Raw genomic sequence first — 23,828 nt, forward strand, 5'->3', positions numbered from 1 at the left:
GCTTACTCGGTACTGGCTAACACCGCTTGAATAGCCGATAAACCTTTAAGCACTTGAGCTAAACCCTCACTCCCTATTTCTGTAGTGAGTTTATTGTCTAGCTCAACCAACAGTAACCTAGCGTCGGCCATCAACAACTCGCCTTGCGTAGTAAACACTATTTGCTTCTGCTTACCCACGCCATCGGTTTGCTCTAAATAGCCTTTTAAGCATAAATCTTTCACTGTTTTAGCCACCATTTGTCGGCTAACACCTAAGTTTCGAGCAATCTCAGAACCGTAGTTAATACCGCACTCTAACGCACTTAAGAAGTGCAGAGTATTTGGCGTGATTGAGAGATAACCTTTGCCCGTCAATGCTGTACACAAGTAATGACCCGCTAAATCTTGAACCTTAGCACCCGTCATAACCAACTGTAGCGAGCGGCTGTCTACCATTGCCACGCCTTTATTTGTCAACCTTGTTGACATAGTCATTTCCTCTCACTAGGCTTATGTCAACCAAGTATACATAAGGACAGAATATGAAACATCTCTACTTATTGTTAGCCATTGTGGGTGCGGTAGTTCCTTACCTGTTTTTCTTTGAGTTTTTTAATCTACACGGAATAAGCTTAACGCTGTTTGTTAGTGCCTTATTTGCCAATGGCGCCGCTGCGGGCTTCAGTGCCGACTTGCTAATTAGCTCATTAGTGTTTTGGCTATTCATGTTTAAAAACCAACAAGCTCACTCACCCAAGCCCTACTTGTTCATTGTACTGAACCTCACCATTGGCTTAAGTTGTGCGCTACCTGCTTACTTATATGCAAAAACTAAAGCCGACAGTTTGCTTTAGCAAGCTAGGTTTAAGCTTATTCAAAGTGCTTCAATCAAAAGCAAATGCGAACAAAAAAGCCTTATCCTGGGTTGGTTAACACTCAGGACAAGGCTATATGTAAAAAGGGAGTCACGACCCAGTGTAGGACGCTGACTAAAAAGCGGTTTACCCTTAACTAAACTTGGTGATTACCATCTCATGCGCTAGTACCTTTTATTCAAAGGCTTCCCATGCTGTAGTCCCTTCAACTTGCCAAATGAGTTTTACCAACTCAGGGTGGTCAATTAATGGGTTTCGATTACCTTGGTAACGTTGTGCAGCGTCGTTACGATCTTGTTCTTTTTGACTAACAGGATCGTTAAGGTGCCACTCCATTAAGGTGCGTAACTGCCAAGTTTTAAACACTTTATCGTTACTTCCATCAAGAATACGGCTTACCGATACGTTGCTGTTAGATACATCTATCCAATTAGACACCTTATCTTCATAACGAATAGCCAAATACAACAACGCACGAGCAATATCACCTTTAAACTCGTTAATAGGCTCAAATACGAAATAATTTTGGTTACCTCGTTCTGGGTGCCCATAACCATATTCGGTACCATTTTTCCCCTTCCATTGGCTATCGTAAGGGCTAACAAAACCAAAGGGTTTAGCATTATTACTATCGGTACGGTGTAACGACCCAATACTGCTGTCTACACCAAAAATATGGTGAATATCACGATCCATCGGATAACGATTGCTGCTGCCTAGCAACTCTGTACGGAACATGCGGGCATAGCTGTAACAAACGCCTTCTTCATCGGGATATGAACCACTTTCACAAACATCAACAATGGGCAGGTAATTATAAGGGTCCTGGCCAGTAGGGTTTTCTGAAAATATATCGACAATGTCCACACCTTGCTTATCATCGAAGTATACGTCCAAGTCATTTTCAGCAATAAAGTCATTGATTAAGCTAGTGCTTTGAATTGTGTGGTTGGAAGAACTTATCTGATGCAGCGCTGTTTTTAGTTCGTAGCCACGTAAACCTTCGGCGGCCTGATACTCAGACCGTAAGTTTGTGGCAGTGTGACCCGAGTAGTTAGCAACGTCAAAACGAGAAATGTATTCGTCAACAAACAGTTCGCCGTTTTCGTCAAACTCCTCGACGTTAGCAATTACCTCTCCATCAAGCTTTAGCGTCACTCGCCCTGCACCATGAGTACAACAAATCCCATCATTACCGGTATCGGTTAGCACAAAACGATAACTATTCGGTTGTAGAGCAATCACTTCTTCATAATAGGTTTCGTTGTCATAGTCTTGGCTTTGACGAATTTTATTCGCGTCGGCATCATACAAAGCCCAAGATAACTCACCCGCAGCTCTGTCGGTCATCACTTCAATCACCAACATGGTATTGTCGTATTCATGCTCCTTTGCACACCCAACAGCAAGTAAACATAACGCCATGGCAGCATAGGTATTTTTAAGTCTCATAAGGTTTTCCTTTTATCCCTAAGCCTGACGGCGGCGAATAAAGCCCACCATTACTAACATCATCATTAAGTAACCCGCCGCGCTACCGCCATGCGTTTTATCTTGCTCATTCACCAGTATTGAACGCTCACTGATTAGGCTGTCGTTGTGAAAGTAAGATACAAGGTTTTCTCCATACCCAACGTTGATTAACGGCATAGAAACCCACCCTCGCTGAATATCACTGCTATTCAATACGCGAATTTGACTGCGTGAGTAAGTAGACACGTCATATTGATTTCTATCTGAAATAATCGTTTGAATGGTTTCCCCTATTTGTAGGCTCGTTACACCTAACTGGGTTAAATCCACAACGGCAGTAAAGGTATCACCCTGCTTAGGATGGTTTTCACTTGGCATGTCCTTAGGCACGGTAGGTAAGTCGATAGACTCTCCTAACTCATGCTTATCTAAAAACGCTAAGGTTAAAATGGCAGGATCATGGTCAGACGACCGGTAAGGGTCTCGATATTTGGGAAACTCCCCGGTATACGCCGTTGAGTACTCAAACAAAGTGGATTCACGAGAATTAATATTCCATTCCGTTGCATCTATAACATGCGGAACAAGGCTTGGTGAAATTAAGGTGTAATCTAAATTACCAACGGTATCGCCATAAGCGTAACTAAAACCATCAGGGTGCAGTTGGCCAATAATGTCAACGTAGTTGTAGCGATCACTGAGCACTGCGCCTCCATTGCCGTGCAACTCATTGCCATTTACGTAAGTATTGCGTGCCGCTTTAAGCGGATAACCAGAGGGCGCAGTATTAGTTAACAGCATTATGGCGTCTTCTTTGGCATAAGAATTTAAATCACCAAGAATGATTTTGTGCCCCTCTAACTCCGCTAAAGTCTCGCCTAAATGATAAGCAGCAGAAACGCGAAAATTCTCACAATAACCTTGCGCATCTATATCGGTTAGTTCACCGGTTTCTTGGTCGTAATCTTCCCAACATTCTGATCCTTTCGATTTAAAATGATTGGTAGACAAAATTAGCCGCTCACCACTGCCATTTACTGTAAAGGTACCCGTCATTGAAGCACGCTGAAATGCAGAGCTAGCTTCAACACCTGTTGGCCAATAGCGAGGATGAACATGCTGCTCAGGCATATTAATAATCTTTACGCTTTCGAGACTCACTACCGAAGGACGGTAGATAATTTTGGTACTAATGGCGTCACTGCCCACAATTTTTGAGTCAGAGTGGCGCATAACCGCATAGTGCTTCTCACGTGGCAGTTCTGCGTTCAGTAATTGAGTAATGGTAACGATTGATGACATGGCGTCGTAACCGTTATTTTCTACTTCTAAAAAGCTAAAAATATCGGCGTCAATGGCTAACATAGCGCTTGCTAACTTGGCTCCCTGAGTTTCAAAGTCGGCAAATTTCTCTGCTCCTCGATTTTGCTCTAAAGGGTTATTAGCGCCACCAAAAGGAGACGTAAAGAAGTTTAAAACGTTAAAAGCACCAATTTTAACATCTGCTTCTTTCACATCAGGACGCGCCGTTCGTTCAATTCCGCTATGGTTGAAAAAACTGGCGTCGGCGGTATTTGTTACAAACAAGCGATACTCATCGTATGAGTAATTAACAATCCCTTCCATGCCATCTATCGTGGCGCCAACACGAATATAATCAGCAGTAGTTCCCGTTCCGTCATCTTTACCAAAGTTGGGATACCACGGTAAAACACCATTTTCCGCTTTATCTTCTGACTCAATAATCACCCTACGCATTTTATTTGCCTGCGCAGCGGCAATCGCTTCGTCTGAACCTGGCACATTTTTTTGATTAGGATGATAGTTGAGAGTACCGTGAGAGGCGGTCATATTATTGCGGAAATCACTGTAGTCAAAACCAAACGTACGCGCGACTTTCATGTGTGATAGCTCATCAAAGCGCACTAGCATGTTCTCGTAACGCTCTAGCGTAATCTCAAAGTTATCTTGCTCTGATACCCCATCAACAACACAATCTTTAACCAGTAACGGGGTAGGCTCAATAACGCTGGTTACGCCGGTCTTTACAACACCTTGTACACTGGTTAATTGAGACAAGCCATAGTATTCCTGAACCTTGGCATAAACATACACCTCATCCCCTACATTCAGATCTAATCCATAAGGATTTTGATAAACAAATATTCCACTAGATGCACAACTGCTTTCATCAACTTGAGGATCTTGAATGTAAAAACCTCGTGTCATCACCCCATTTGAGGCCTTAAGGTAAGTAATAACACCCTGTACTTTAAACACTTCATCTGAGTAAAATTTATTGTTATCTGGATCGGTAAATGGCGAATGAGGCCCCTCTCCTTGCAAGGTGGCAATGGTGGCTTCTTGGTCAAAAGCGGGCTCTTCTGCCGCTAGGCTTTGCGCAGTAAACAACATTGTTTCGGTTGTTTTTTGTGATGACTCCGCCCCTGCATTAGCGGCCTGCGGGCTAAACACCTCTGCATTTGCTGTTAGTGCAAACAGCGCTAACGATACAGCAGAGTATTTATAAATATCCATATGTGTAACCTTTAATATAAGTATTGCTACAAGCTGTGCTTACCATTGCTAATAGTTTGGTATTTACGACACCTCTATTAAGCTTCGGCAATAGTAAACACAGGGTAGTTGTCTATATTTTCTGCATTCATTACAGGCACACCAAAAAAATCACACAAGCTAACTAAGTCACTTTTATTATTTATGTAAAATAAAAATAAAATACCATAAGTATATAAGCGTAATTAGATGGGTTTAATATAAACAACATTCTTAATCTAGTAGAAAAACCCTTCATGTAATGTCATTTAATTTTTGAACATAAACTATACACAGGAGAAAAATCAGGCAATGATTAAAAACATACCAAACATTGCCTAAACACTCGTGGTTAGTAGCTTATATTTCAAAAAACATCATGATTAGTGAACAACTAGAAGCTATAATAAAGCTTGGCATAACTGAATGTTCCATCTTCGCCACCGCTTGTTACTTCCGCTGCAAGACGTACATTAGGGCGATAATGATAGTTCACACCTACGGTGAACCAATCTTCGTTAACCTGCTCTTCTTCGTAATACTTATATTCTTCGTCAAAGCTAATATTAGAATACGTTACAACGGCTTCTACAGTACTTGTAATTTGATAAGAAGCGGATAAAACAGCAATAATATTATCTTGAGATAAGTAACCATTCTCCTCTTGTCGGTCTTCAACGGAAACTAAACCACCAAAGCCCCAATCACCGAGGAAATAAGTGCCGTGTAGAGAATATATTTCGCCGTATTCTTTTGCTGTTTCACCACCAAATAGTAATGACCAGTTGTTAGCAAAGTAACCCACATAACCATTAAATACCGCGCCTTCGCGAGAGTCTGTTAGGTATTCATCCCAGCCTCTCAATGAGTAAGACATACCCATCTGTACGTTGTTGTAACTTCCTTGATATTTAATCGTATTATCTTGGTCGCCAGCCTCTTTTACTTCGCGTGCGCTATCTACAGAGAAATCACCGTGAGAGTCAACATCATCATAAGCGGTATCGTTTCTACCAAATTCTACAAAGTGCTCTGGCAAAAACTCCCAGCCAACATAAACCTTATCTAAAACAGTTTGAAATTCATTGTCTTGAGTCCAAGTCATGCGTTCAAAATCGATATCCAGTACACCGTACACATCCCCAGCTCTGCCTTCAAAACTAATATCGGCAAAAGTGTCATCGGCGTAGCCTTGATACCAAGTCCACTCTTCTCCAAGGTCATTGTGAGACTTGCCAAACCAACCGCCTACTTCTATGCGGCCATTCAGTTTTACGTAATCGCCCTCAGCCGTTTCATACAAAGTAATGGCTGATACAGAAGTGGTTAAACCCATTCCCAATAAAGCTGCAATAGAAAATGCAATTGCATTCCTTTTCATTTAAATCCCTTTGATTCATTCTAATATAAAAAGATAAGATGTAAAAAGCGCCCTTAAAATAAACTTCTCACAAACAAACCATTAACAAGTGAACATTAAAGCACCGCTTCAATAGTATTGAAGCCAAACACCCGGCGAATATATTCAAACAGCTCAAACGAATCAATAACTTAAGAAGCCAAAATATAAAACAAACAAAAACATAAAGAGCAATAAAAATAAATAAATCATCCCCTTACGAATAAGCATTCACCTAAAACCCTTAGAAGACAATAAGGATTCAACTAAATAACATTTTCACACAAACCACCTAAAAATTAAAATCTCAAACAAACAAGATCAAGATCAAATAAAAACCAGCTAAAAAATCAAACCGTTTATTTAAATAAAAAATGGTATTAAAATAATAAAAAGCGGGTGCAGATTAAAAAACGTTCGAAAAACAAAATATTCATACATTATTGTTTTAAATCATCACGGCTACACATTAAAACAAGCTTTAGATATACAAGGACATATAAATGAAAGGATTTCTTACGTTATCAATAAAGAACCGTATGATAACAACGATGCTTTTAGCCATTATTGCTTCCACTGCTATTGTCGCTTACGTTGGACAATCAACATCAAGAAACCTTATGGTAACCCGCCTGGAACAATTGGACTTACCTAATCTTGTTCAGAAAATAAGAAACTCTATAGACAGCGAAATAGTTTCGATGGAAATGATCGCTCGCTCTATTTCCCATAACCCAATGATTATTGGTTGGCTTGAGCAAGGCGAAAGCGCGCAAGGCGAACAACTGTTAACTCAATATTTAAATGGCATTGCCAAAGACAATCAATTTAGCAATACGTCTTTTGCAGATAAGAAAACAGATAAATTTTGGAACCAAGATGGGTTTCTTCGAGTAATGAACTTACCGCGTGATGGTTGGTTTCAACGATTAAAAAATAGCGGTGTGGCAGTAGGCTCAAGTGTCTATAAAGGCAGTAATGGAAAAACCGATGTATACATCAATTACCAACAGCCTAATGGCCGAGGACTTGCTGGAGTATCTAAGTCCTTTGATACCATGATTAATACCTTAAACGAATACACCATTGAGAAAACAGGCTTTGTCTATCTGGTTGATCATGAAGGTTTCACTAAAGTGCATAAGCAATATGCATTTAACGATAATCAAAAAGTGGCCGATTTCTATAAGGGCTATGATACTCAATCGCTATTTACAAAACGAGACTTCTCATTTATTCATACCGACAAATACATTATTGCATCTAGTTATATACAAAGCTTAGATTGGTACGTTGTTGCAGAAGTGCCCAAGAGTGAGCTTTACGCTGGATTAAATGAAGCTAGAACGCACATTATTATCGTTTTAATCATTATTATTGGCGCTTTCATTGCTGTTTGTACCATTCTCGCCAATAGCTTAATTAAACCAATAGAAAAGATGTCGCAAACGTTTCAAGAGCTAGGTGAAGATAACGGAGATTTAACTTCTCGAATCGAGGAAGGGAACATACGAGAAATTGCCAGTTTAGCCTCTGGATTTAATAACTTCGTCAAAAATGTGCAAACGGTTGTACAAGATGTGTCCTTAACATCCACCAAAGTTAAAGCGGCTTCTGGAAACGTAAACAACGACGCAAAAGAATCAAAGATAGCGTTAGATAAACAGCGTAAAGAAGCGAATCAAGTCTCGGTGGCCATGAATGAAATGAGCTCAACCATTACCGATATTGCCCAAAACGCTAGCGTTGCTGCGCAAGCTACTAATGAAGCCACCGATAAAATGGCCGGCGCACAAATAGTGGTGAATAAATCCTCAGAAACCATTGACGTAATGTCTAAAGAAATGGAACAGGTTTACGCTAGCATCGATAACTTAGAAAAGCAGAGTATTGCTATTGTTAAGGTAGTAGAGGTTATACAAGGAATATCAGAACAAACCAATTTGCTCGCGTTAAATGCCGCCATTGAGGCCGCAAGAGCTGGACAACAAGGCCGTGGGTTTGCCGTGGTTGCTGACGAGGTTCGTAACCTTGCTCAACGCACCAATCAATCTACAGTAGAAATAAATCAAATGATTATTGATTTACAAAACGGCGCTAAAGATGCCGTTAATTCAGTTCATCGAAGCCGCGAACACGCAAAGTTAAGCGTAGAGGCCGCTAGCCAAACCAGTGCGCAACTAAGCCAAGTAGTAGACAGAGTGAAGCACATCTCTGATCTCAATACCCAAATCGCAACAGCGACTGAACAGCAATCAATCGTGATTAACGAAATAAACACTCATGTTGTCAATATCAACGATAGCAGCCAACGCAGCTTATTGGCCTCACAGAATATCGAAACCTCTAGTGATCAACTCAAATCAATGGCATTAGATTTGGATGCGCTTGTTGGCCATTTTAAATGCGTAAGTTCTGATTAAATCTGACACCACTCAGCAACATAGAAAGTTGCCAATGTGAAGCAATGTAGAGCCCTCGCCAGAGGGCTTTGTTATTGATGCCAGTACTTGCCCCCGATTGATTGGGTAGCATCATCGCTATAGCACTGCGATCTATAGGCTTTTTGGCCTCAACACCCTCAGCCATTTTATCTACGGTGGTATTTTCAGAGTGGATATCAGCGCGTTGTAGGCAGCGTTTATTTAAATGCACTGACTTAAGGCCAAACAAAGCCCCCCTTTATAATCTGGAGCAGTTTTAGTTAGATGAAGGCGAATTGAAATTGGAACAAGAATAGGAGTAAGACGACAAAAGCGAGTACAGTGCAAGGGGCTCGTTTTTGTGACTAATGCTCTACCCAGTTACCAGTTACAGAAGCTCCTGGAAATACTCCTGATGACCTACTTTCCCCTTCACTTTCTTACTTTTTGGCGGGGAAAAAACTGCGATTATTTACCCATAATTTTTGACTCATTCTTTCCACAGGCTTTTTCATTAACTGATATTTATATTGACATTCTCATCAAATAATAACCTAGATGGCTGATATAAAAAAGAAAAGGTGATAGCCTTGCTGTTACAAAATATATGAAAAGAGTCCGCCCCTTTGTTTAAACAAGGCACTTTTCCTCTTAATAGACTGTTAGAGCTATAAGACAATGATAGAAAAGCCGGAACTTCTTAGCATGGTGACAAAAACCGATGGGGATGTAATCTACATTCATGCGGATTTAAGTGGCCTAAAGCGATTAAGAGGCTCTATTGACTCAATGATCACCGAGTTGGAATCTGGTGTTTGTGATCACGACCATCTTCATACTGAAGATTGGGCGGGATATGAACTTACAAACACAATGCTAGAATCCGAGAGAATTAATGGGTGTACTCAAGTTCATCATGTAAAGCTATATGCATGGACCTAAGAGTGGAAAACTAAGCATGAGCTTTAGAAGCTCTGACAAGCGAACCCAGCCACGCGCTAATGCGCCGGCTGAGTAGAACGTTTACTCACTCAATACTGGAGATTAGCCGATATGAAAATCGCACTATTTCTACTTACTATTTGTCTAATCGGCGATTGTTATGCGAGCCAAATATATAAATGTAATGTAGCAGGAAAAGTTGTGTTTACGGATAAAAAATGCGACGGAGAAATCGTAAATCTTAAGGCTAATAACAGTAACTCTTCTGAGGAAGTTAAAGGTCTCTATAATGACTCTAAATGGTATCGTAATTACCCAGGTTATATAGAAGCACTAGAGCTTAGTGAACGAATTAATGTACCCGTTTTATTATATTTTCAAGCAGATTGGTGCGGTTACTGTCGGCTGTTGGAAAAGGAGTTATTATCAACATATAGAGGGAAAACCTCTTTGAAGCGCATAATTAAGGTAAATATATCCCCCGAAGCCGGGGATGACGAAAGTTTATTATTCGAATCTTTGGGTGGTAAAGGATACCCAACAGTCTTAATACAAAACCAATTCGACAAGCCTCCCACCTGGCTAACGTTTATGGAGAAAATCAATGGGAAATGGAAGACAAAGTCAGCCAACTATTTGGATACCATCATTGATTCATCTATCAAAAGCATCCAATGAATAGAGATATACATGCTAGTCAGTTGAGTTGCCTACCACTGTTCTAGTCAATAGCCTAATAAGTGGCTTGAAGTGGTGAGGGCTAATAAGCCTGACTTAAACGCCAAGCATTTCCTACTCGCAGGCTCTATAACCTTTATTCTTTTTGTGTGTAAATCACTTAGCAACTAAGCTAAAGGGAATCAGGGATCAATAATATAGGCTCTAAATGAACCTCAATTCTCAACGAGGCATCACCGCCTCTTCAGCCATCATGTTCACTACCCTTTTATCTATGTCGCCAGTAACGTCAGCCAATGGCATTAGTAACTACAGTGGCTCAGGTAGTATTACTCAAGGCCTCGCTAAAACACTTGCGTCGAATATTTTTGAGTGTAAAAACGGCCGCAGCCGTGTTGCAGGTATAGGAGAAATTACCGACTCCAACGGCCAAGTATGGACGGTGCCAGCAAACAACAACTTTGCTTCTGGGCCTAAGGCTGTCGATTTGTATGAAGAGTGTGCAGGAGTTACTCATAAAAGTATCGCTGATGTCGATGAGACATCTGTCCCTCTTGTAATTGTCGACCCTGAGGGAGACGAAATAACCGGCTATATTTTTGCAGACAATTACTTTGAGCTGTATATCAATGGTGTGCTGATAGCTGTTGATAGCGTGCCATTTACGCCTTTCAATTCGAGCATAGTGAAGTTTAAGGTCAACAAACCCTACACCATTGCAGTAAAAGTGATTGATTGGGAAGAAAATCTTGGCTTAGGCTCCGAGAATAACCGAGGTAAGGCATACCACCCTGGCGATGGCGGCTTTATCGCTAGTTTTAGCGATGGAACGGTTACCAATGCAAACTGGCAAGCGCAAACATTCTATACCTCGCCGATATATGACCTTACTTGCCTACAGGAAATTAAAGGTCGACGCTTATCAGAAAACTGTAGCACTCAAGGCACCGATGATGGGAAAGATGCTTATGCGGTGCACTGGCCTACACCACAAGATTGGATGGCAAAAGGCTTTGACGCGCAGTCTTGGCCTCGGGCGACTTTATATACTGAAGATGAAATAGGCGTGAACAATAAAAAAGCCTACATGAACTTTATTGAGAAATTTAGTGGTGCCGGGGCCAGCTTTATATGGTCAACAAACGTTGTACTAGATAACAAGGTGCTATTGAGATACCAAGTAAAATAGATTGTTTACTTTGGTTAACGCTAGTGAGTCTTTAAAGTCGGATAAAGCCAATTTTGGCGTGGGTGTATTTAAGGGTAGTTATTCAATAGTTGAGATAGCGGATCACCAATTGAAGTAAGCGTTTAGTATCCGCTCCAAAGCCCTGCGTTACTGGGTTTGTCATTTTTGTAAATACCTCGATTTAAAAATATGTACCGCTATCTGTACCAGATGTCGGTAGCAGTAAGTTAACGTTACTAAATAGATGGGGGTTAAAGTCTTAGCTTCAAGTATGAAACGCCATCTATTGATAAAAAATTTAAGTCGCTTTATACTTGTACGTAAATAAGTACAACTAAATGATTGTACAGCTAGGTAGAACTTTAAAAAGAGGTGTCAATAATGAAGGCTTATTCTTATTCAGAGGCGCGAGCCAATCTTAAGAGTATGCTGGATTCGGTGACTAATGATTGTGATCAAGCGCTTATACATAGGCGTGAAGGTGACGACGTAGTGGTAATGTCAGTTAGTGAATTTAACAGCTGGCAAGAAACACTACATTTATTATCCAATCCAGCGAATGCCATACACTTAAACGATTCAATAGCGCAGCTTAAAGCTGGCGAAGCTAAAGAGCGTGAATTGATGAAAGTATAGGTTGTTAATCGATGCCGAAACGCACTATTAATTTTACAGATATTGCATGGAAGGATTACAAGGGTTGGCAAACGGAAAACGCCAAAATAGTTAAGCAAATAAACAAGCTTATTGAAGCGATACAGCGAGAACCATTTAAAGGCATTGGAAAGCCTGAACCACTTAAAGGAAATCTGAGCGGATTTTGGTCTAGACGAATAACTAGCGCCGATAGAATCGTTTATCAGATTACAGATAGCCAAATAAATATTGTCAGCTGTCGTTATCACTATAGTAAGTAATTAAACCCTGCTCTATGCGGGGCTTTTGTTTCTAATCGTAATCAGCAAAGCGTCCTTGCACTCGCAAGTGTTCTGACATCTTATCGAGATATATACCGTTGAGCGTTTTACTGCTAGACCGCGCTCTGGCTTTCAAACTGGCCTCAATATTCTTGCTGCCAATACCAAACTCAGGTTTTTTATCATTAAAGTGGTCGATAGAATCAAGCGTTGCATCGAGTAGCTTTTCATCGTCTAACCAGACTGCTTTTTCAATATTACCAAGCAATGTTTTGCGGCGGTCGGGGATTCGCTTCTCATGGTTATTGATAACAGACATAGTGGCTAAGGACTAGGCGATGCGAAAGTCGCCTCTCCCCCTCCCCAGCCGCTCTTTCGCTTGCCAATTGACACAACCTTATAAGTCTACGGACACTTTCTAATGCTAGTGGCTTAAAGCATTGAAGGACCCATTCAAATAAGGCCGCCGCTAGTAAGTACTGTTTAAACTTCATACAACTTAACTCGACATTGGTCACACTTTTCTTTATAGTGCGCCCCCTTATACGCTTACCTTTGCGTGCTTGCTTAACAGCCTTATTGACCTAATCGGGATTACCTTTTGATTTCTACCGCAAACATCACCATGCAGTTTGGCGCTACGCCTTTGTTCGAAAACATCTCAGCTAAGTTTGGTAACGGTAATCGTTATGGCTTAATTGGCGCTAACGGTTGCGGTAAATCAACCTTTATGAAGATTCTAAGTGGTGAATTAGTACCAAGCTCTGGCAACGTATCTATCACGCCTGGAGAAACGGTAGGTACCCTAAGCCAAGACCAATTTGCCTTTGAAGAATACACCGTGGTTGATACGGTAATTATGGGTGATGCAGCACTGTGGAAAGTAAAACAAGAGCGTGACCGCATTTACTCGCTGCCAGAGATGTCTGAAGAAGACGGCATGAAAGTAGCCAACCTTGAAACAGAGTTCGCGGAAATGGACGGCTACAGTGCCGAAAGCCGCGCTGGTGAGATTTTACTAGAAGCTGGTATTGCCGAAGAGTTTCATTACGGTTTAATGGCTCAAGTGGCTCCCGGCTGGAAACTACGCGTATTGTTAGCCCAAGCTTTGTTTGCCAACCCAGACATTCTGCTGCTCGACGAGCCCACCAACAACTTGGACATTCATACCATTGAATGGCTAGGCACGGTGCTTAACCAGCGTAAATGCACCATGATTATCATTTCGCACGACCGCCACTTTTTAAACTCGGTATGTACTCACATGGCTGATATTGATTACGGCGAGCTGCGTATTTACCCAGGTAACTACGAAAAATTCATTGAAGCGTCTTCGCTAATTAGAGAACAGCTACATACTGAAAACGCTAAAAAGAGTGCTGAAATAGACGAGCTACAAGCCTTTGTTAACCGCTTCTCGGCAAACGCCTCTAAAGCGAAACAGGCTACTTCTCGTGCTAAACGCATGGAAAAGATCACACTCGATGAAGTAAAAGCCTCTAGCCGCCGCAGCCCATCAATAAGCTTAAGCCAAGAGAAAAAGTTACATCGCCAAGCGCTAGTAACAGAAAACCTAAGCCATGGCTTTGAAGACGGCCAGCTATTTAAAAATGGCAACATCATTTTAGAAGCGGGCGCAAAGCTAGCGGTAATTGGTGAGAATGGTGCAGGCAAAACCACCTTTTTACGTTGTTTAATTGAGCAACTACCGGCTAATAGCGGCACTGTTAAGTGGTCTGAAAACGCTGAAGTAGGTTACTGCCCTCAAGATAGCACTAGTGACTTTGATAACGATCTGACTCTATTCGATTGGATGTCGCAATGGCGTAATGCCAAACACGACGACCTAATGGTACGTGGTTTACTAGGCCGTTTATTGTTTACTGCCGACGACTTTAACAAAAAAGCCAAAGTATGTTCTGGTGGTGAAAAAAACCGCTTGTTGTTTGGCAAATTAATGCTGCAAAACCGCAACGTGCTGGTAATGGACGAACCGACCAACCACTTAGACATGGAAGCAATTGAAGCCCTAAACAGTGCATTAGAGCTCTACGACGGCACGCTTATTTTTGTCAGCCACGACCGCGAGTTTGTTTCATCACTAGCAACCCGCATTGTTGAAATTAAAGACCAACAGGTGGTGGACTTCCAAGGTACTTACGAAGAGTACTTGGCCAGCCAAGAACAGCAATTAAAGGTAGCTAACGGCTAGTTTGTTTGCCGATAAAAACTATAAAAGCTCAAGCCAATGCTTGAGCTTTTTTGTTTCAGCTAAATAGATAATTACCAAAGAACTTTGAACGCTACTTTAGCCTTTTTTGCCTCTATACATCTTAATCAAGCTTCTGAACTGAACAATCAACAAACCCGATAAAATCAGCAGCGTTCCCCATAAATGGTAAAGCTCAAAGCGTTCATCCAAAAACAAGTAACTAATCATAAATACAAGCACTGGCATCAAGTTCATAGACAGCGAGGTTTTCATCCCCCCTACTCGGTCAATTGAGCGCTTCCAAAGCCAAGGGGCAACCATAGAGAGCGCACATGATGCGTACAATACGAGAGGAATAGCCTTTTGTGATGGAACAACGCTCTCGCTCATCACCAACATATTCGGCAACAACATTAACGAGCCGAGAAACAACTGAACATAAATAAGCACTGCGCCCGATAGCGTAACCGGCCACTTTTTTAGTAATACGGTATAAAAACCATAAGACAGCGTGCCTACGCCCATCATTAAGTCACCACGGTTGAGCGGCGTGCTAAGAACTTGCAGTACCTCCCCGCTTGATACAATAAAACCAACGTCGATAAGCGATATTGCAATGCCTAGCGACTGATAAGCCCTAACAGAAGTTTGTAACAACATAGCGCTAAAAACGATGCTAACAATGGGAATCATCGAGTTTATCAAAGACATTTTGGCGGCACTGGTATGGTAAGCAGAGAAATAGGTCATGGTTTGGCTAAGCACCATTCCCGTAGCGGCCAATATCAACAAATAGCTAAGATTACTTTTTATCGCCTGCCATTGACGAACCGCAGCAGGAAGCACCAATGACGTCATCACTACAAGTGCTACAAAACAGCGGTAAAAAGCCAAAGTAGCTGGCTCAATATTGCCTACAGCCAGCTTGCTTACAATATAACTTCCCTACCAAATCAAGATGGTGAGAAATGGATAGATGTATCCACTCATAACACCACCCTACATCCCTGATTTCGTATCATTACAGCAACTACGTTTAACTATCCCTTTTTTTCATCATACAGCTTGAGAACAAAAGAAATGCATATAACACTTTGTATTAAATGACTTAAATCAACTCTCTCTGTATTAGGCTATAACACAATAGAAACGGTACGCTAAACCCTAGCGAATCCCCTCATAATCCCTTGGGAATTCATATAAGTAGACGCACACCCCGTTGTTTGATCTAATTAATTTCGCCAAAAACAAATCCTATCAAACCTGCACGGAGGCAGTCGGGATGCGCGAAAATCAAATTCTACACCAAATGCTTATTGAGCTGTGCCCCAATATTCACAAAAAACGCCTTAACTCTCTGATGGTTGCAACAACATCATTATTAGATGGCGATAAATTGTCTCTCACCGAGCTAGGGCGGAATATCACCAGCCGTACCTCACCCAAACACAGCATTAAACGCATGGACCGTTTGCTCGGTAATCATCATTTAAATAGCGAACGTTTAGCCATATATCAATGGCATGCTCGACAAATTTGCGGGGCTAATCCCATGCCTGTGGTCTTGGTCGATTGGGCGGATGTACGTGAGCAATTACGGATGATGACCTTGCGAGCATCAGTCTCTATTAAAGGGCGCTCCATTACCTTGTATGAACGCACCTTCGAGTTCAAAGATTACAATGCACCTCGTAGTCATAATCAGTTCCTATCCGAACTAGCCAGTGTGTTACCAGTAGGCTGCACCCCATTGATAGTGACGGATGCGGGGTATCGCAATACCTGGTTTAGGGAAGTGGCCTCTTACGGCTGGTATTGGTTGGGTAGGCTACGTGGCGAGGTCTGTTATCAGCTCAGTGACCAATGGGCGCTGACTAAAACGCTTTATGCTTCAGCGAACAATAAACCACGTTATATCGGCGCGGTGCAAATTGCCCGCAAGAAGCCCATGCCTTGTCACTTATACGTGTTTAAATCTAACGATAAGCACCGTAAAGATAAACGCTCCCGCCGCTCAGGCAATAACCATTCAGCGAAGAAGCTATATCATCGCTCCGCTAAAGAACCTTGGGTTCTGGCCACAAACCTGCCACCAGAACTGTTTACCGCTACGCAAGTGGTAAAAATGTATGCCAAACGGATGCAAATAGAAGAAACCTTCCGAGACTTAAATAGCCCACAATATGGCTTTGGTTTGCGCCATAGCCGTTCACGATGTCCGCGCCGGTATGACGTACTACTGCTGATAGCAATGCTGGCAGACATCATTTTATGGTGGTTAGGGTTAGTGGCACAACAGGTTGGATGGCAACGACACTTTCAGGCCAATACCATCCGTAAACGGGCGGTTTTATCGGTAGTCAGGTTAGGAAAAGAAGTACGGCGAAGGCCAGAATATGTGATAACAGAACAGCGAATACGCTGGGCGATTAACGCGTTTCGCTGGTTAGCTCACTCTTCGGGGATCAAAGATTTATGAGGGGATCCTCCAGCGCTAAACCTAAGTTGCTGAATAAATTATAAACACTCTAAATTCATATTTAGTATTTTGGCTTGCTGAAGTTTAAAGCGTTAACTGCTAGAGTATTCGCCATGAATATAGGGCTTATGTCGGTAGCGCCTATATGACTGATAAGGAAATCTACTTAACCTTATTGCCGCATTGGTTGGCAGGTGAGAATTTGAAAGGGAAAACTAACAAATCAATCCGATACGTTAGTTGATAACACTACTCTATGAATAAGATATTCGATAAAAGTAAAAGTGCACTAAGTACAGCCACAGATAAAATCCGAGAAGAATTTGACTCTGGAATAAAGATAGTCAGGGATGTCGTCAATGGCCTTCCGGTAATTGTTTCACTAGAACGAACCGAAGCCGCTAAACAAAAATATGATGAAAAACATTATTTTGTTATTCCTTTTCATCTATGTGAAGCAGGGTTCACTCTTCATACAATGCGCTCTTTGCCTAACTCTGTCCCCGAAATAAATGACTTACCTAAACGAAGAATATTTCATTTTCCTAACGAGCATTATGAAGCAACACTGCGAGAGCACCTTTTAAGCTCAGCTAAAGATTTGTGTTACGAAAACAATGCCGATAAATTGAATCCTCTCGAATCCCTAGCAAACGATATTGACCAGCTTGACTCAAAACTCACTTATGGAATGATAATTGTGGGAGGGGTAGCTGCGATATTTAACCCTTTAGTTGGCGTGGGCATTGCAGCTAAAGCAGTATTGCCAAGTATTTCAGGCTTGTTAGCTAAACATACACTTCGGCCTTTGGGTGAACGATTGTCACGCAACCAAGTTGAAAAAGAAGCCAAAAATGCTGAGAAAGCGGTGTTAAAGCAGTTTTCGGAATCAAGCACTCTTAAAGTGACAAACCCCATATTACAAGAACTTGAGTTGACCCTTCGAACAAATCAAGACCAGCATGACCCATTAACTGACCCCAACTTATCAATAGGTAGCATTCCTGAGTTAGATAACGAGAGTTGGAGAAACTTAACAGAAAGGGCTGTTTACCATGTTTACCATGAAGTTGTTGATAACCCGAAAGTACACGATGCAGCTAAATTGGGACCAGAAGATATCCGCTGGTTAAAACACTTATTTGTAGGACTTACTTAATACCTTTAGGTAAGCTATTTGATTACATTGGCTCCCATCAACAACGAAAAAGCCACCCTCAATAAGGGTGGCTTTTAATAACGCTTCGTGGCTGAGTTTTTAATGCAAACTCATTAAGCAATTACAATTCAATAGTAACTACTTCACCATCTACGCTTAGTTCTAATGTGTTACCCACCAACTTGTGAGAAACGTTTACGCTCTCGCCGCTGTTTTTGTTAGGCACTAACAGCGTAAGAATGTTGTGTTCTTTCGCGGCTTTAAACTCAACTTCTACATGGCGGTGAACTTCAAGATCTTTAAATTCGTATGGGTCTACCTCACCGAAACCTTCAACGTTTTTCACCGATAAGATCTTATCAGCACTTTCATTAATGAATTGAACGTTTAAGTTAGCTTTTTCACCTTGAATAGCAAAAGATTTGTCAGCGGTCTCTGTTGCATAAGTTGTATGCATTAACCAAGTAAGATCTTTCTCTTCAGTTAGCGTTGCTTTTTCTTGCATGACAAACACTTTGCCCTTAACAAACCAAACCTTACGTTTGTAAGACTCAATTTCAGGTGTAAAGAACGTGTAAGAAGCGGTCGCGTCGCCTTCAACAAATTTCACATCAGATTCTGTATCGTAATCAGTGATGTTACCACCCGCTTCGATACAGTATCGGTCTTGGTGCCCTTCAAACTTGGTGTTCTTGTTCTCACCATATTGGCCTTTACCACCAAACAGCGGCAAGTTTTTAGAGAAGGTATGACGACGCCACTTAGTGTGCATGTCTACCCCAAAACCACCGTAGTAACCGGTTACCGAAGCAAGCGTTTCACCAAAGGCATGTAATGTAAACGCGTTTTGGTCACCATGTGAGTGACTAATAGAGCCAAACGGAGAACACTTAAATACCATATGAATGTGCTCATCGCGCTCACACATTTTATTGTGGAATGCTGCCCAACCAGTGATTGGGAATACTTTAAGTAGCGGGTCGTTAGACGGCGCTTTTTCTTCTGGTGCATCCCAAAGGATATTGAAGCGAAGATCGTCATAACCAAAGTCCCACCAACCAAAGTTGTAGAATTTAGTATGTGCTTCAGTATCACGGCTTTTAAGTTGGTTGTAGTACCACACGTACTCTGGCTTTTGGTTAACACCCGCGTAATGCTTAATGTTGTAAGCCAGTTTAAGGCCTGGGTAATCACCAATAGATGATTGGTCACAAAAGCTAGCACGCTTAGAGTGAACAGGCATACAGTACAGTGGGAAATCGCCAGTGTTTTCGTAGAATGTTTTATTAAACATGTCTACGCCACAGTAGGCTTTTAATAGGTCAAATGCTTCGCCTAAGAAGGCTGTTTGAGTATTCCAGTAATCTGGACCTTCTGCCCAACCGCCATCTACACCGCCCCATGGTGGGTAATGCACTGCGTAGTACTCTAGAGCATAGGCAATGTACTCACCGGCTTTTGGGTGATCGTGATAAAGCGCGATACAGGTAGGAATAATCGCAGAAGAGATTGAACGTACACCGTGGCTGTTTAGTGGGTTGTTCAGCAGATCAACCGTTACCTTTAGGTGGTGCATAATTTCGTCTAAGCGAACAATCAAGGCATCTTTTACAGTTTCACGCTCTTGGTCGGTAAAGTGACCATTTAACCAGTCGTAACCCCACGCCATGGCGGCCACAACACGGAATGCTGCTTCATCGTTGTAACCTCGCGACGTAACACCTTCTGGATCGTAGGTGGCCAGCTTTAAAGTCCATGCCTTGGCTTTTGCAATAAGCTCTTCGTCTTCACTTACGATACCCGCAATAGCGAGATTACGTGTGGCATTAAGCGCCATTTGGCAGTCAACGTACATTTGGCGCCAGTAAGGTCGCCAAAGAGAGGCTTTACCTACTGTTTCTTCAGGATAGGCTTGAGGCTCGTCAAATGGTGCTGTTTCATAGAACTTAACTGTCGAGTTTTTGATGAAATCATCGTACATACAAAATGATGGATCAGCTTTCACCTTGGCTTGAAATTCAGTAAGGTCTTTACCTTGAACAAGAAGGCGCGGTCGCGCTTCACTCAAGTTATCTAAAAACGATAAATCAAAATCGCGTTTTTGTACTTCGATAGGAAGTAGATCTACCAGGTTGCCAGCTGAAGTATCATTTTCTAACTTCATTTTTCTAATGGCATCAAGGGATTTTTGCTTGCTCATACTTGCTCTCTTATTCAATAAAAAGTGGAGAGGGATTCAATAAAAATAATTAATACTATTGTATTATTAATAAGGCAGAGTGTAAAACCTAGCACTTTATTTTTGGTCAAAAACGCGTGATCAATAGCAAATTTTCCACATGAATTTGTATTTGCTAGGCAAACCACAAAAGAAGCATGGGTGTCCTTCTCTGTTTTGCTCAAATTTTTAGAGAAAAGCGAGCTAATCACCAAATAAAATATCTTCCTGCGTGTCTAGCCACAGTGGAAATTTGAACATTGCCTTTGAGAACAAACGGCTTTGCAAATGGGCATTTAACCAAGCTTGCAAATGGGTATATGGCCCCTGCAAGTAAAGCTGACGATTCACCTTTGAGAACTGGCGAACAAAAGGTAATAAGGCGTAATCCAATAAGCTGGCTTTCTCCCCCATCAAAAAGGCATGCTGGCTTAAGCGCCGCTCTAGCGCCTGAACAAAAGGCTCACACTTTAATCTACATGCTTCTAAGTCACCGTGGTGGTAACGTTTAGCGTCTTTGTAGCGCTCGAGATCGGGTTTAAACTGTTTATCATTTTGTTCAATAACATTAAGCATTTCAGCAAGCGCATCAGGATTAGATGCACACAGTAAATCTTCGGGGTCATTACGTTGTAACGCCCATAACATAATGTCTAAGCTCTCATCAATAATCTGTGCTTCCCTAGAATGCTGCTTAGCGCTCTGCTTTCCATCGGCTAAAGGCTCAATAACTAGCACTGGTACGGTGGCTTTCGGTGATACTGCCAGCATCTCTGCGGGTTTGTTTTTCATCACAATGGGGCGTAAGTGTATTGTTTGCTGAGCAAGTAATATTGCCAAGCGCGCACGCATTGCGTAAGGGCAGTTTTGCAGAGAGTACAAAATGGGTAAGGTTTTCATTATGCGTTTAACAATCCTTTGCTTAATGCGGGCTAATACACTTCATGGCCAATAAGGCTAGCATTTAGTTTAGCTCGGTAAGCAATACAAGTTGACCACTTTATTGAGTGCCCAAGCTTTTGGTACTCAAACCGAAAGGCAATAGTATGCACTCAGCAAAGATACTTAAGAACATAACTGAAAAGGGTTTTGATGGCTTTAAAAGATTCTACTGGTTGAGGATAAGAATTCGCGCGACTAAATTGGGGATGGGAACAATCCATCTATATGTGCCTGTTACAAGGAGATGACTAGCGTACCAATGCTAGTTGCAAAACCGCCCACCTTTACATCAATTACTCTTGAATGTTCAGATTGAATAGATGCGGTAATAATAGACGCACTTCCCATCGCCCTGCCTTGCTCAAAAACATAATCACTACCCAGCGCTAAATGCTCTGAAAGATAGCACGCTAAGGCGCCACTAGCGCTGCCTGTAGCAGACTCTTCAGGGATACCAAACAACGGGGCAAAGTTACGACAGCTAGCTGTAAGTTTATTTTCCAACTTACAAAGTTCAAAAACATGAAAACCTACCAGCTTATTCTGTTCGCAAAAATCAGCGATAAGCGCATCATCAGGTTCAATTGAATCTAAACACCCTTTAGGTACAGGAATAATCACATCCGCTAGTCCTGTTGAAATAACCTCTATAGGCAACTTAGTGCTTGCTAGTATGCCTCTTTCAATACCTATAACATTTGAAATTTCTTGGTATGTAAAACTATCAATTTTTTTAGGTAGTTGCTGGTCCATAACGACCCTACCATCTGGTTCGATAGTCACAGACAACAATCCTGCTTTTGTGCGTTGAACATAACAGCCTGCAGCAAGAATACCGTTTTGGTAAAGGGTAAAAAACGCAGCGAGTGTAGCGTGGCCGCAAAAATCAACTTCCCCAGTGGTAGTAAAGAAAGAGACTTCGTAATCAGCTTCATCATCACTAGAAACAAAAGCCGTTTCAGAATACCCAACAGCTTGCGCAATGTTTAGTTTTTGAGCATTCGATAGTTGTTCCGAATTTAGAACAACACCAGCAGGGTTTCCGCCTTTTCCATCTACAGTAAATGAGTTGACTAAGTTAACCTTGATATTCACTAGCGCTCTCTCCCTTTTAAAACACTTAAACTGCAGATTAAAAATTGTTAGCCAAAATCAGCTGCGAAGAAGTAGAAACTAACTGCTTTTGTCCTGATTGAATTGCTTACTAGCATTCATCAGATTTCTATCTGGCTACGATAATCTAACTCAATATATGAAAAATTTTCCAGATCCCTTAAGGTCTTAACCAGCTCTTCCACAATTTCAGAATAACGAGGAGTTTCACCACGGCCAGGGTGAAAATGGGTAATATCAATCACAACGCCTTGGCTGGTATTTCGTCCGCCGACTCCAATTCCGAAATTACCTCCATCTGAATAATAAAGAATAACCCCTTCTACTTTTGAATTCGGAGTTGAACGATACAATCCATGTTTTTCAAGAATAGGCTCAAAAGCTATAGTTAACTTTTGCTTAAGTTCTTCTACCTGATCTTTGGATAATTCTGGAACTAATAAATATTGCCGATGATTATATGTATCCATACAACCAGTCAGTCCCAGAATACTTAAGAGTATGAATATATTGATAAATCTCATTTATTTCTCTTGAATGCTATAGCTTTGCTTGGTGAAACTTCTGTTGTTGAGCTGCCCATGTTTCTTTAATGCCGCAATCTACACAAGTAAACCTCGTGTCAGAGTATGAGTCCGGAGGGAAATTATAATCAGTATTACGATTTAGTCCCCTACTTGTTCAGATCGACAGGGAGGTCAATTCGAACTTGTATTACATTCTTGCGCTCTACCAACGAACTCACCAAGGCGCATAACTGCGTACCGAAAGGCTCCCTATTGTTTAAACAAGAGAATTTTCTAAGCCCTCTCATTTAGCCAAATCAATGCGATCACTTAAACCTTGTTGATTCAGCGACTTAAAAACCAAAATGACAAAAAACTCATGATAGAAAGATGCAGACCTCAAGGAAAAGGAGAGTCGCGAATTCACTGTGAGAAAGCAGCAAAAAGATAAGACTAATACTACCGCATAGGCATCTATGTTGAAGGCATGTTTTATTGAGCGGGGCTAGCTTGATAGAAACTGATCAAACTCAAGCCTCAAATTATCGCCCAACTTCGCTTATTTGTATGGCCTATAAATAATTGTTGAAGTTTTAGCCAGTAGTTCTCTATAATCCCTCCACCTAATCTAATGGAGCTAACGCCATAATGAAGTACTAACCACCTGACATCCAATTTATATCAACCATTTGGACACTCGGGGTTAGTGGGCGTTACTTTCGTCATTTCTTATCTACAAAATTTGAGCATATTGCTGTTTTAGGTC

General features: G+C 41.5%; 21 protein-coding genes and 1 pseudogene. 10 read left to right on the top strand and 12 right to left on the bottom strand.

The features are described 5' to 3' along the window. Positions 1-2: 2 nt before the first annotated feature. The gene (locus FFR00_RS19590; protein ID WP_137675107.1) at positions 3-470 is read right to left on the bottom strand and encodes a MarR family winged helix-turn-helix transcriptional regulator; all 468 of its coding nucleotides are present in this window, start codon (positions 468-470) and stop codon (positions 3-5) included. A gap of 53 nt (positions 471-523) precedes the next feature. Between FFR00_RS19590 and FFR00_RS19595 the strand changes: the two genes are divergently transcribed. Next, complete coding sequence (locus FFR00_RS19595) at positions 524-835, top strand: DUF2834 domain-containing protein (protein ID WP_137675108.1); 312 nt, start codon at positions 524-526, stop codon at positions 833-835. Between the two features lie 195 nt (positions 836-1,030). On the opposite strand, the gene FFR00_RS19600 is transcribed toward FFR00_RS19595, so the two are convergent. The 3 genes from FFR00_RS19600 to FFR00_RS19610 form a co-directional block, all read right to left on the bottom strand. Further along, positions 1,031-2,308, bottom strand: a complete 1,278-nt coding sequence (locus FFR00_RS19600; RefSeq protein WP_137675109.1) for an endonuclease — start codon at positions 2,306-2,308, stop codon at positions 1,031-1,033. Between the two features lie 18 nt (positions 2,309-2,326). Then, positions 2,327-4,867, bottom strand: a complete 2,541-nt coding sequence (locus FFR00_RS19605) for an ExeM/NucH family extracellular endonuclease (RefSeq protein ID WP_137675110.1) — start codon at positions 4,865-4,867, stop codon at positions 2,327-2,329. A gap of 412 nt (positions 4,868-5,279) precedes the next feature. Then, complete coding sequence (locus FFR00_RS19610) at positions 5,280-6,266, bottom strand: hypothetical protein (RefSeq protein ID WP_137675111.1); 987 nt, start codon at positions 6,264-6,266, stop codon at positions 5,280-5,282. A gap of 521 nt (positions 6,267-6,787) precedes the next feature. Here FFR00_RS19610 and FFR00_RS19615 point away from each other — a divergent pair. Then, positions 6,788-8,707: a methyl-accepting chemotaxis protein gene (locus tag FFR00_RS19615; RefSeq protein ID WP_137675112.1), complete on the top strand. Its 1,920-nt coding sequence runs from the start codon at positions 6,788-6,790 to the stop codon at positions 8,705-8,707. Here the strand turns inward: FFR00_RS19615 and FFR00_RS19620 are convergent. Further along, positions 8,685-8,957: a hypothetical protein gene (locus tag FFR00_RS19620; RefSeq protein ID WP_137675113.1), complete on the bottom strand. Its 273-nt coding sequence runs from the start codon at positions 8,955-8,957 to the stop codon at positions 8,685-8,687. The genes FFR00_RS19615 and FFR00_RS19620 overlap by 23 nt on opposite strands. A gap of 455 nt (positions 8,958-9,412) precedes the next feature. Here FFR00_RS19620 and FFR00_RS22065 point away from each other — a divergent pair, with 455 nt between their 5' ends. From FFR00_RS22065 to FFR00_RS19645, 5 genes are all read left to right on the top strand, one after another. After that, on the top strand, positions 9,413-9,649 hold the full coding sequence (locus FFR00_RS22065) for an Imm32 family immunity protein (RefSeq protein WP_373681420.1): 237 nt from the start codon (positions 9,413-9,415) through the stop codon (positions 9,647-9,649). Between the two features lie 111 nt (positions 9,650-9,760). Next, the gene (locus FFR00_RS19630) at positions 9,761-10,327 is read left to right on the top strand and encodes a thioredoxin family protein (protein WP_137675115.1); all 567 of its coding nucleotides are present in this window, start codon (positions 9,761-9,763) and stop codon (positions 10,325-10,327) included. A 208-nt stretch (positions 10,328-10,535) separates the two neighbouring features. Continuing rightward, positions 10,536-11,516 carry a hypothetical protein gene (locus FFR00_RS19635; protein WP_137675116.1) on the top strand — a complete coding sequence of 327 codons (981 nt, stop codon included), beginning with the start codon at positions 10,536-10,538 and terminating at the stop codon, positions 11,514-11,516. Positions 11,517-11,897: 381 nt separating this feature from the next. Continuing rightward, complete coding sequence (locus tag FFR00_RS19640) at positions 11,898-12,152, top strand: type II toxin-antitoxin system Phd/YefM family antitoxin (protein WP_137675117.1); 255 nt, start codon at positions 11,898-11,900, stop codon at positions 12,150-12,152. Between the two features lie 11 nt (positions 12,153-12,163). Further along, positions 12,164-12,433 carry a Txe/YoeB family addiction module toxin gene (locus FFR00_RS19645; protein WP_137675118.1) on the top strand — a complete coding sequence of 90 codons (270 nt, stop codon included), beginning with the start codon at positions 12,164-12,166 and terminating at the stop codon, positions 12,431-12,433. 31 nt (positions 12,434-12,464) lie between these two features. Here FFR00_RS19645 and FFR00_RS19650 read toward each other — a convergent pair whose 3' ends face one another. Next, a complete protein-coding gene (locus FFR00_RS19650; protein ID WP_137675119.1) occupies positions 12,465-12,752 on the bottom strand; it encodes a hypothetical protein in 288 nt (95 codons plus the stop codon). 282 nt (positions 12,753-13,034) lie between these two features. Between FFR00_RS19650 and FFR00_RS19655 the strand changes: the two genes are divergently transcribed. Beyond that, positions 13,035-14,645, top strand: a complete 1,611-nt coding sequence (locus FFR00_RS19655; protein ID WP_137675120.1) for an ABC-F family ATPase — start codon at positions 13,035-13,037, stop codon at positions 14,643-14,645. A gap of 96 nt (positions 14,646-14,741) precedes the next feature. Here FFR00_RS19655 and FFR00_RS19660 read toward each other — a convergent pair whose 3' ends face one another. Then, positions 14,742-15,581, bottom strand: coding sequence for a DMT family transporter (locus tag FFR00_RS19660; protein WP_255437939.1), 840 nt, complete (start codon positions 15,579-15,581; stop codon positions 14,742-14,744). 346 nt (positions 15,582-15,927) lie between these two features. On the opposite strand from FFR00_RS19660, the gene FFR00_RS19665 reads away from it, so the two are divergent. Further along, positions 15,928-17,124: an IS4 family transposase gene (locus tag FFR00_RS19665; protein ID WP_137675122.1), complete on the top strand. Its 1,197-nt coding sequence runs from the start codon at positions 15,928-15,930 to the stop codon at positions 17,122-17,124. A gap of 256 nt (positions 17,125-17,380) precedes the next feature. Beyond that, on the top strand, positions 17,381-18,283 hold the full coding sequence (locus FFR00_RS21925; RefSeq protein ID WP_235836268.1) for a hypothetical protein: 903 nt from the start codon (positions 17,381-17,383) through the stop codon (positions 18,281-18,283). A gap of 121 nt (positions 18,284-18,404) precedes the next feature. Here FFR00_RS21925 and FFR00_RS19675 read toward each other — a convergent pair whose 3' ends face one another. The 5 genes and pseudogenes from FFR00_RS19675 to FFR00_RS22070 all read right to left on the bottom strand — a co-directional run. Continuing rightward, positions 18,405-20,483, bottom strand: coding sequence for a DUF4962 domain-containing protein (locus FFR00_RS19675; RefSeq protein ID WP_137675123.1), 2,079 nt, complete (start codon positions 20,481-20,483; stop codon positions 18,405-18,407). 222 nt (positions 20,484-20,705) lie between these two features. After that, entirely contained in the window at positions 20,706-21,401 is a 696-nt protein-coding gene (locus FFR00_RS19680) for a glutathione S-transferase (RefSeq protein ID WP_137675124.1), read from the bottom strand. A gap of 276 nt (positions 21,402-21,677) precedes the next feature. Beyond that, entirely contained in the window at positions 21,678-22,538 is an 861-nt protein-coding gene (locus tag FFR00_RS19685) for a PhzF family phenazine biosynthesis protein (RefSeq protein ID WP_137675125.1), read from the bottom strand. A 119-nt stretch (positions 22,539-22,657) separates the two neighbouring features. Next, positions 22,658-23,026: a hypothetical protein gene (locus FFR00_RS19690; protein ID WP_137675126.1), complete on the bottom strand. Its 369-nt coding sequence runs from the start codon at positions 23,024-23,026 to the stop codon at positions 22,658-22,660. A 70-nt stretch (positions 23,027-23,096) separates the two neighbouring features. Beyond that, positions 23,097-23,168, bottom strand: a pseudogene (locus tag FFR00_RS22070) (hypothetical protein); the annotation flags it as partial. Between the last annotated feature and the right edge of the window lie 660 nt (positions 23,169-23,828).

Origin of the sequence: Agarivorans sp. Toyoura001 (genome assembly GCF_005405585.1) — a bacterium.
In the GTDB taxonomy this organism is placed as follows: domain Bacteria; phylum Pseudomonadota; class Gammaproteobacteria; order Enterobacterales; family Celerinatantimonadaceae; genus Agarivorans.

Coding starts and splice junctions, on each gene's coding strand:
- FFR00_RS19590 (WP_137675107.1), bottom strand. CDS start 470: ATGTCAACAAGGTTGACAAATAAAGGCGTGGCAATGGTAGACAGCCGC.
- FFR00_RS19595 (WP_137675108.1), top strand. CDS start 524: ATGAAACATCTCTACTTATTGTTAGCCATTGTGGGTGCGGTAGTTCCT.
- FFR00_RS19600 (WP_137675109.1), bottom strand. CDS start 2,308: ATGAGACTTAAAAATACCTATGCTGCCATGGCGTTATGTTTACTTGCT.
- FFR00_RS19605 (WP_137675110.1), bottom strand. CDS start 4,867: ATGGATATTTATAAATACTCTGCTGTATCGTTAGCGCTGTTTGCACTA.
- FFR00_RS19610 (WP_137675111.1), bottom strand. CDS start 6,266: ATGAAAAGGAATGCAATTGCATTTTCTATTGCAGCTTTATTGGGAATG.
- FFR00_RS19615 (WP_137675112.1), top strand. CDS start 6,788: ATGAAAGGATTTCTTACGTTATCAATAAAGAACCGTATGATAACAACG.
- FFR00_RS22065 (WP_373681420.1), top strand. CDS start 9,413: ATGGTGACAAAAACCGATGGGGATGTAATCTACATTCATGCGGATTTA.
- FFR00_RS19630 (WP_137675115.1), top strand. CDS start 9,761: ATGAAAATCGCACTATTTCTACTTACTATTTGTCTAATCGGCGATTGT.
- FFR00_RS19635 (WP_137675116.1), top strand. CDS start 10,536: ATGAACCTCAATTCTCAACGAGGCATCACCGCCTCTTCAGCCATCATG.
- FFR00_RS19640 (WP_137675117.1), top strand. CDS start 11,898: ATGAAGGCTTATTCTTATTCAGAGGCGCGAGCCAATCTTAAGAGTATG.
- FFR00_RS19645 (WP_137675118.1), top strand. CDS start 12,164: ATGCCGAAACGCACTATTAATTTTACAGATATTGCATGGAAGGATTAC.
- FFR00_RS19650 (WP_137675119.1), bottom strand. CDS start 12,752: ATGTCTGTTATCAATAACCATGAGAAGCGAATCCCCGACCGCCGCAAA.
- FFR00_RS19665 (WP_137675122.1), top strand. CDS start 15,928: ATGCGCGAAAATCAAATTCTACACCAAATGCTTATTGAGCTGTGCCCC.
- FFR00_RS21925 (WP_235836268.1), top strand. CDS start 17,381: ATGAATAAGATATTCGATAAAAGTAAAAGTGCACTAAGTACAGCCACA.
- FFR00_RS19675 (WP_137675123.1), bottom strand. CDS start 20,483: ATGAGCAAGCAAAAATCCCTTGATGCCATTAGAAAAATGAAGTTAGAA.
- FFR00_RS19680 (WP_137675124.1), bottom strand. CDS start 21,401: ATGAAAACCTTACCCATTTTGTACTCTCTGCAAAACTGCCCTTACGCA.
- FFR00_RS19690 (WP_137675126.1), bottom strand. CDS start 23,026: ATGGATACATATAATCATCGGCAATATTTATTAGTTCCAGAATTATCC.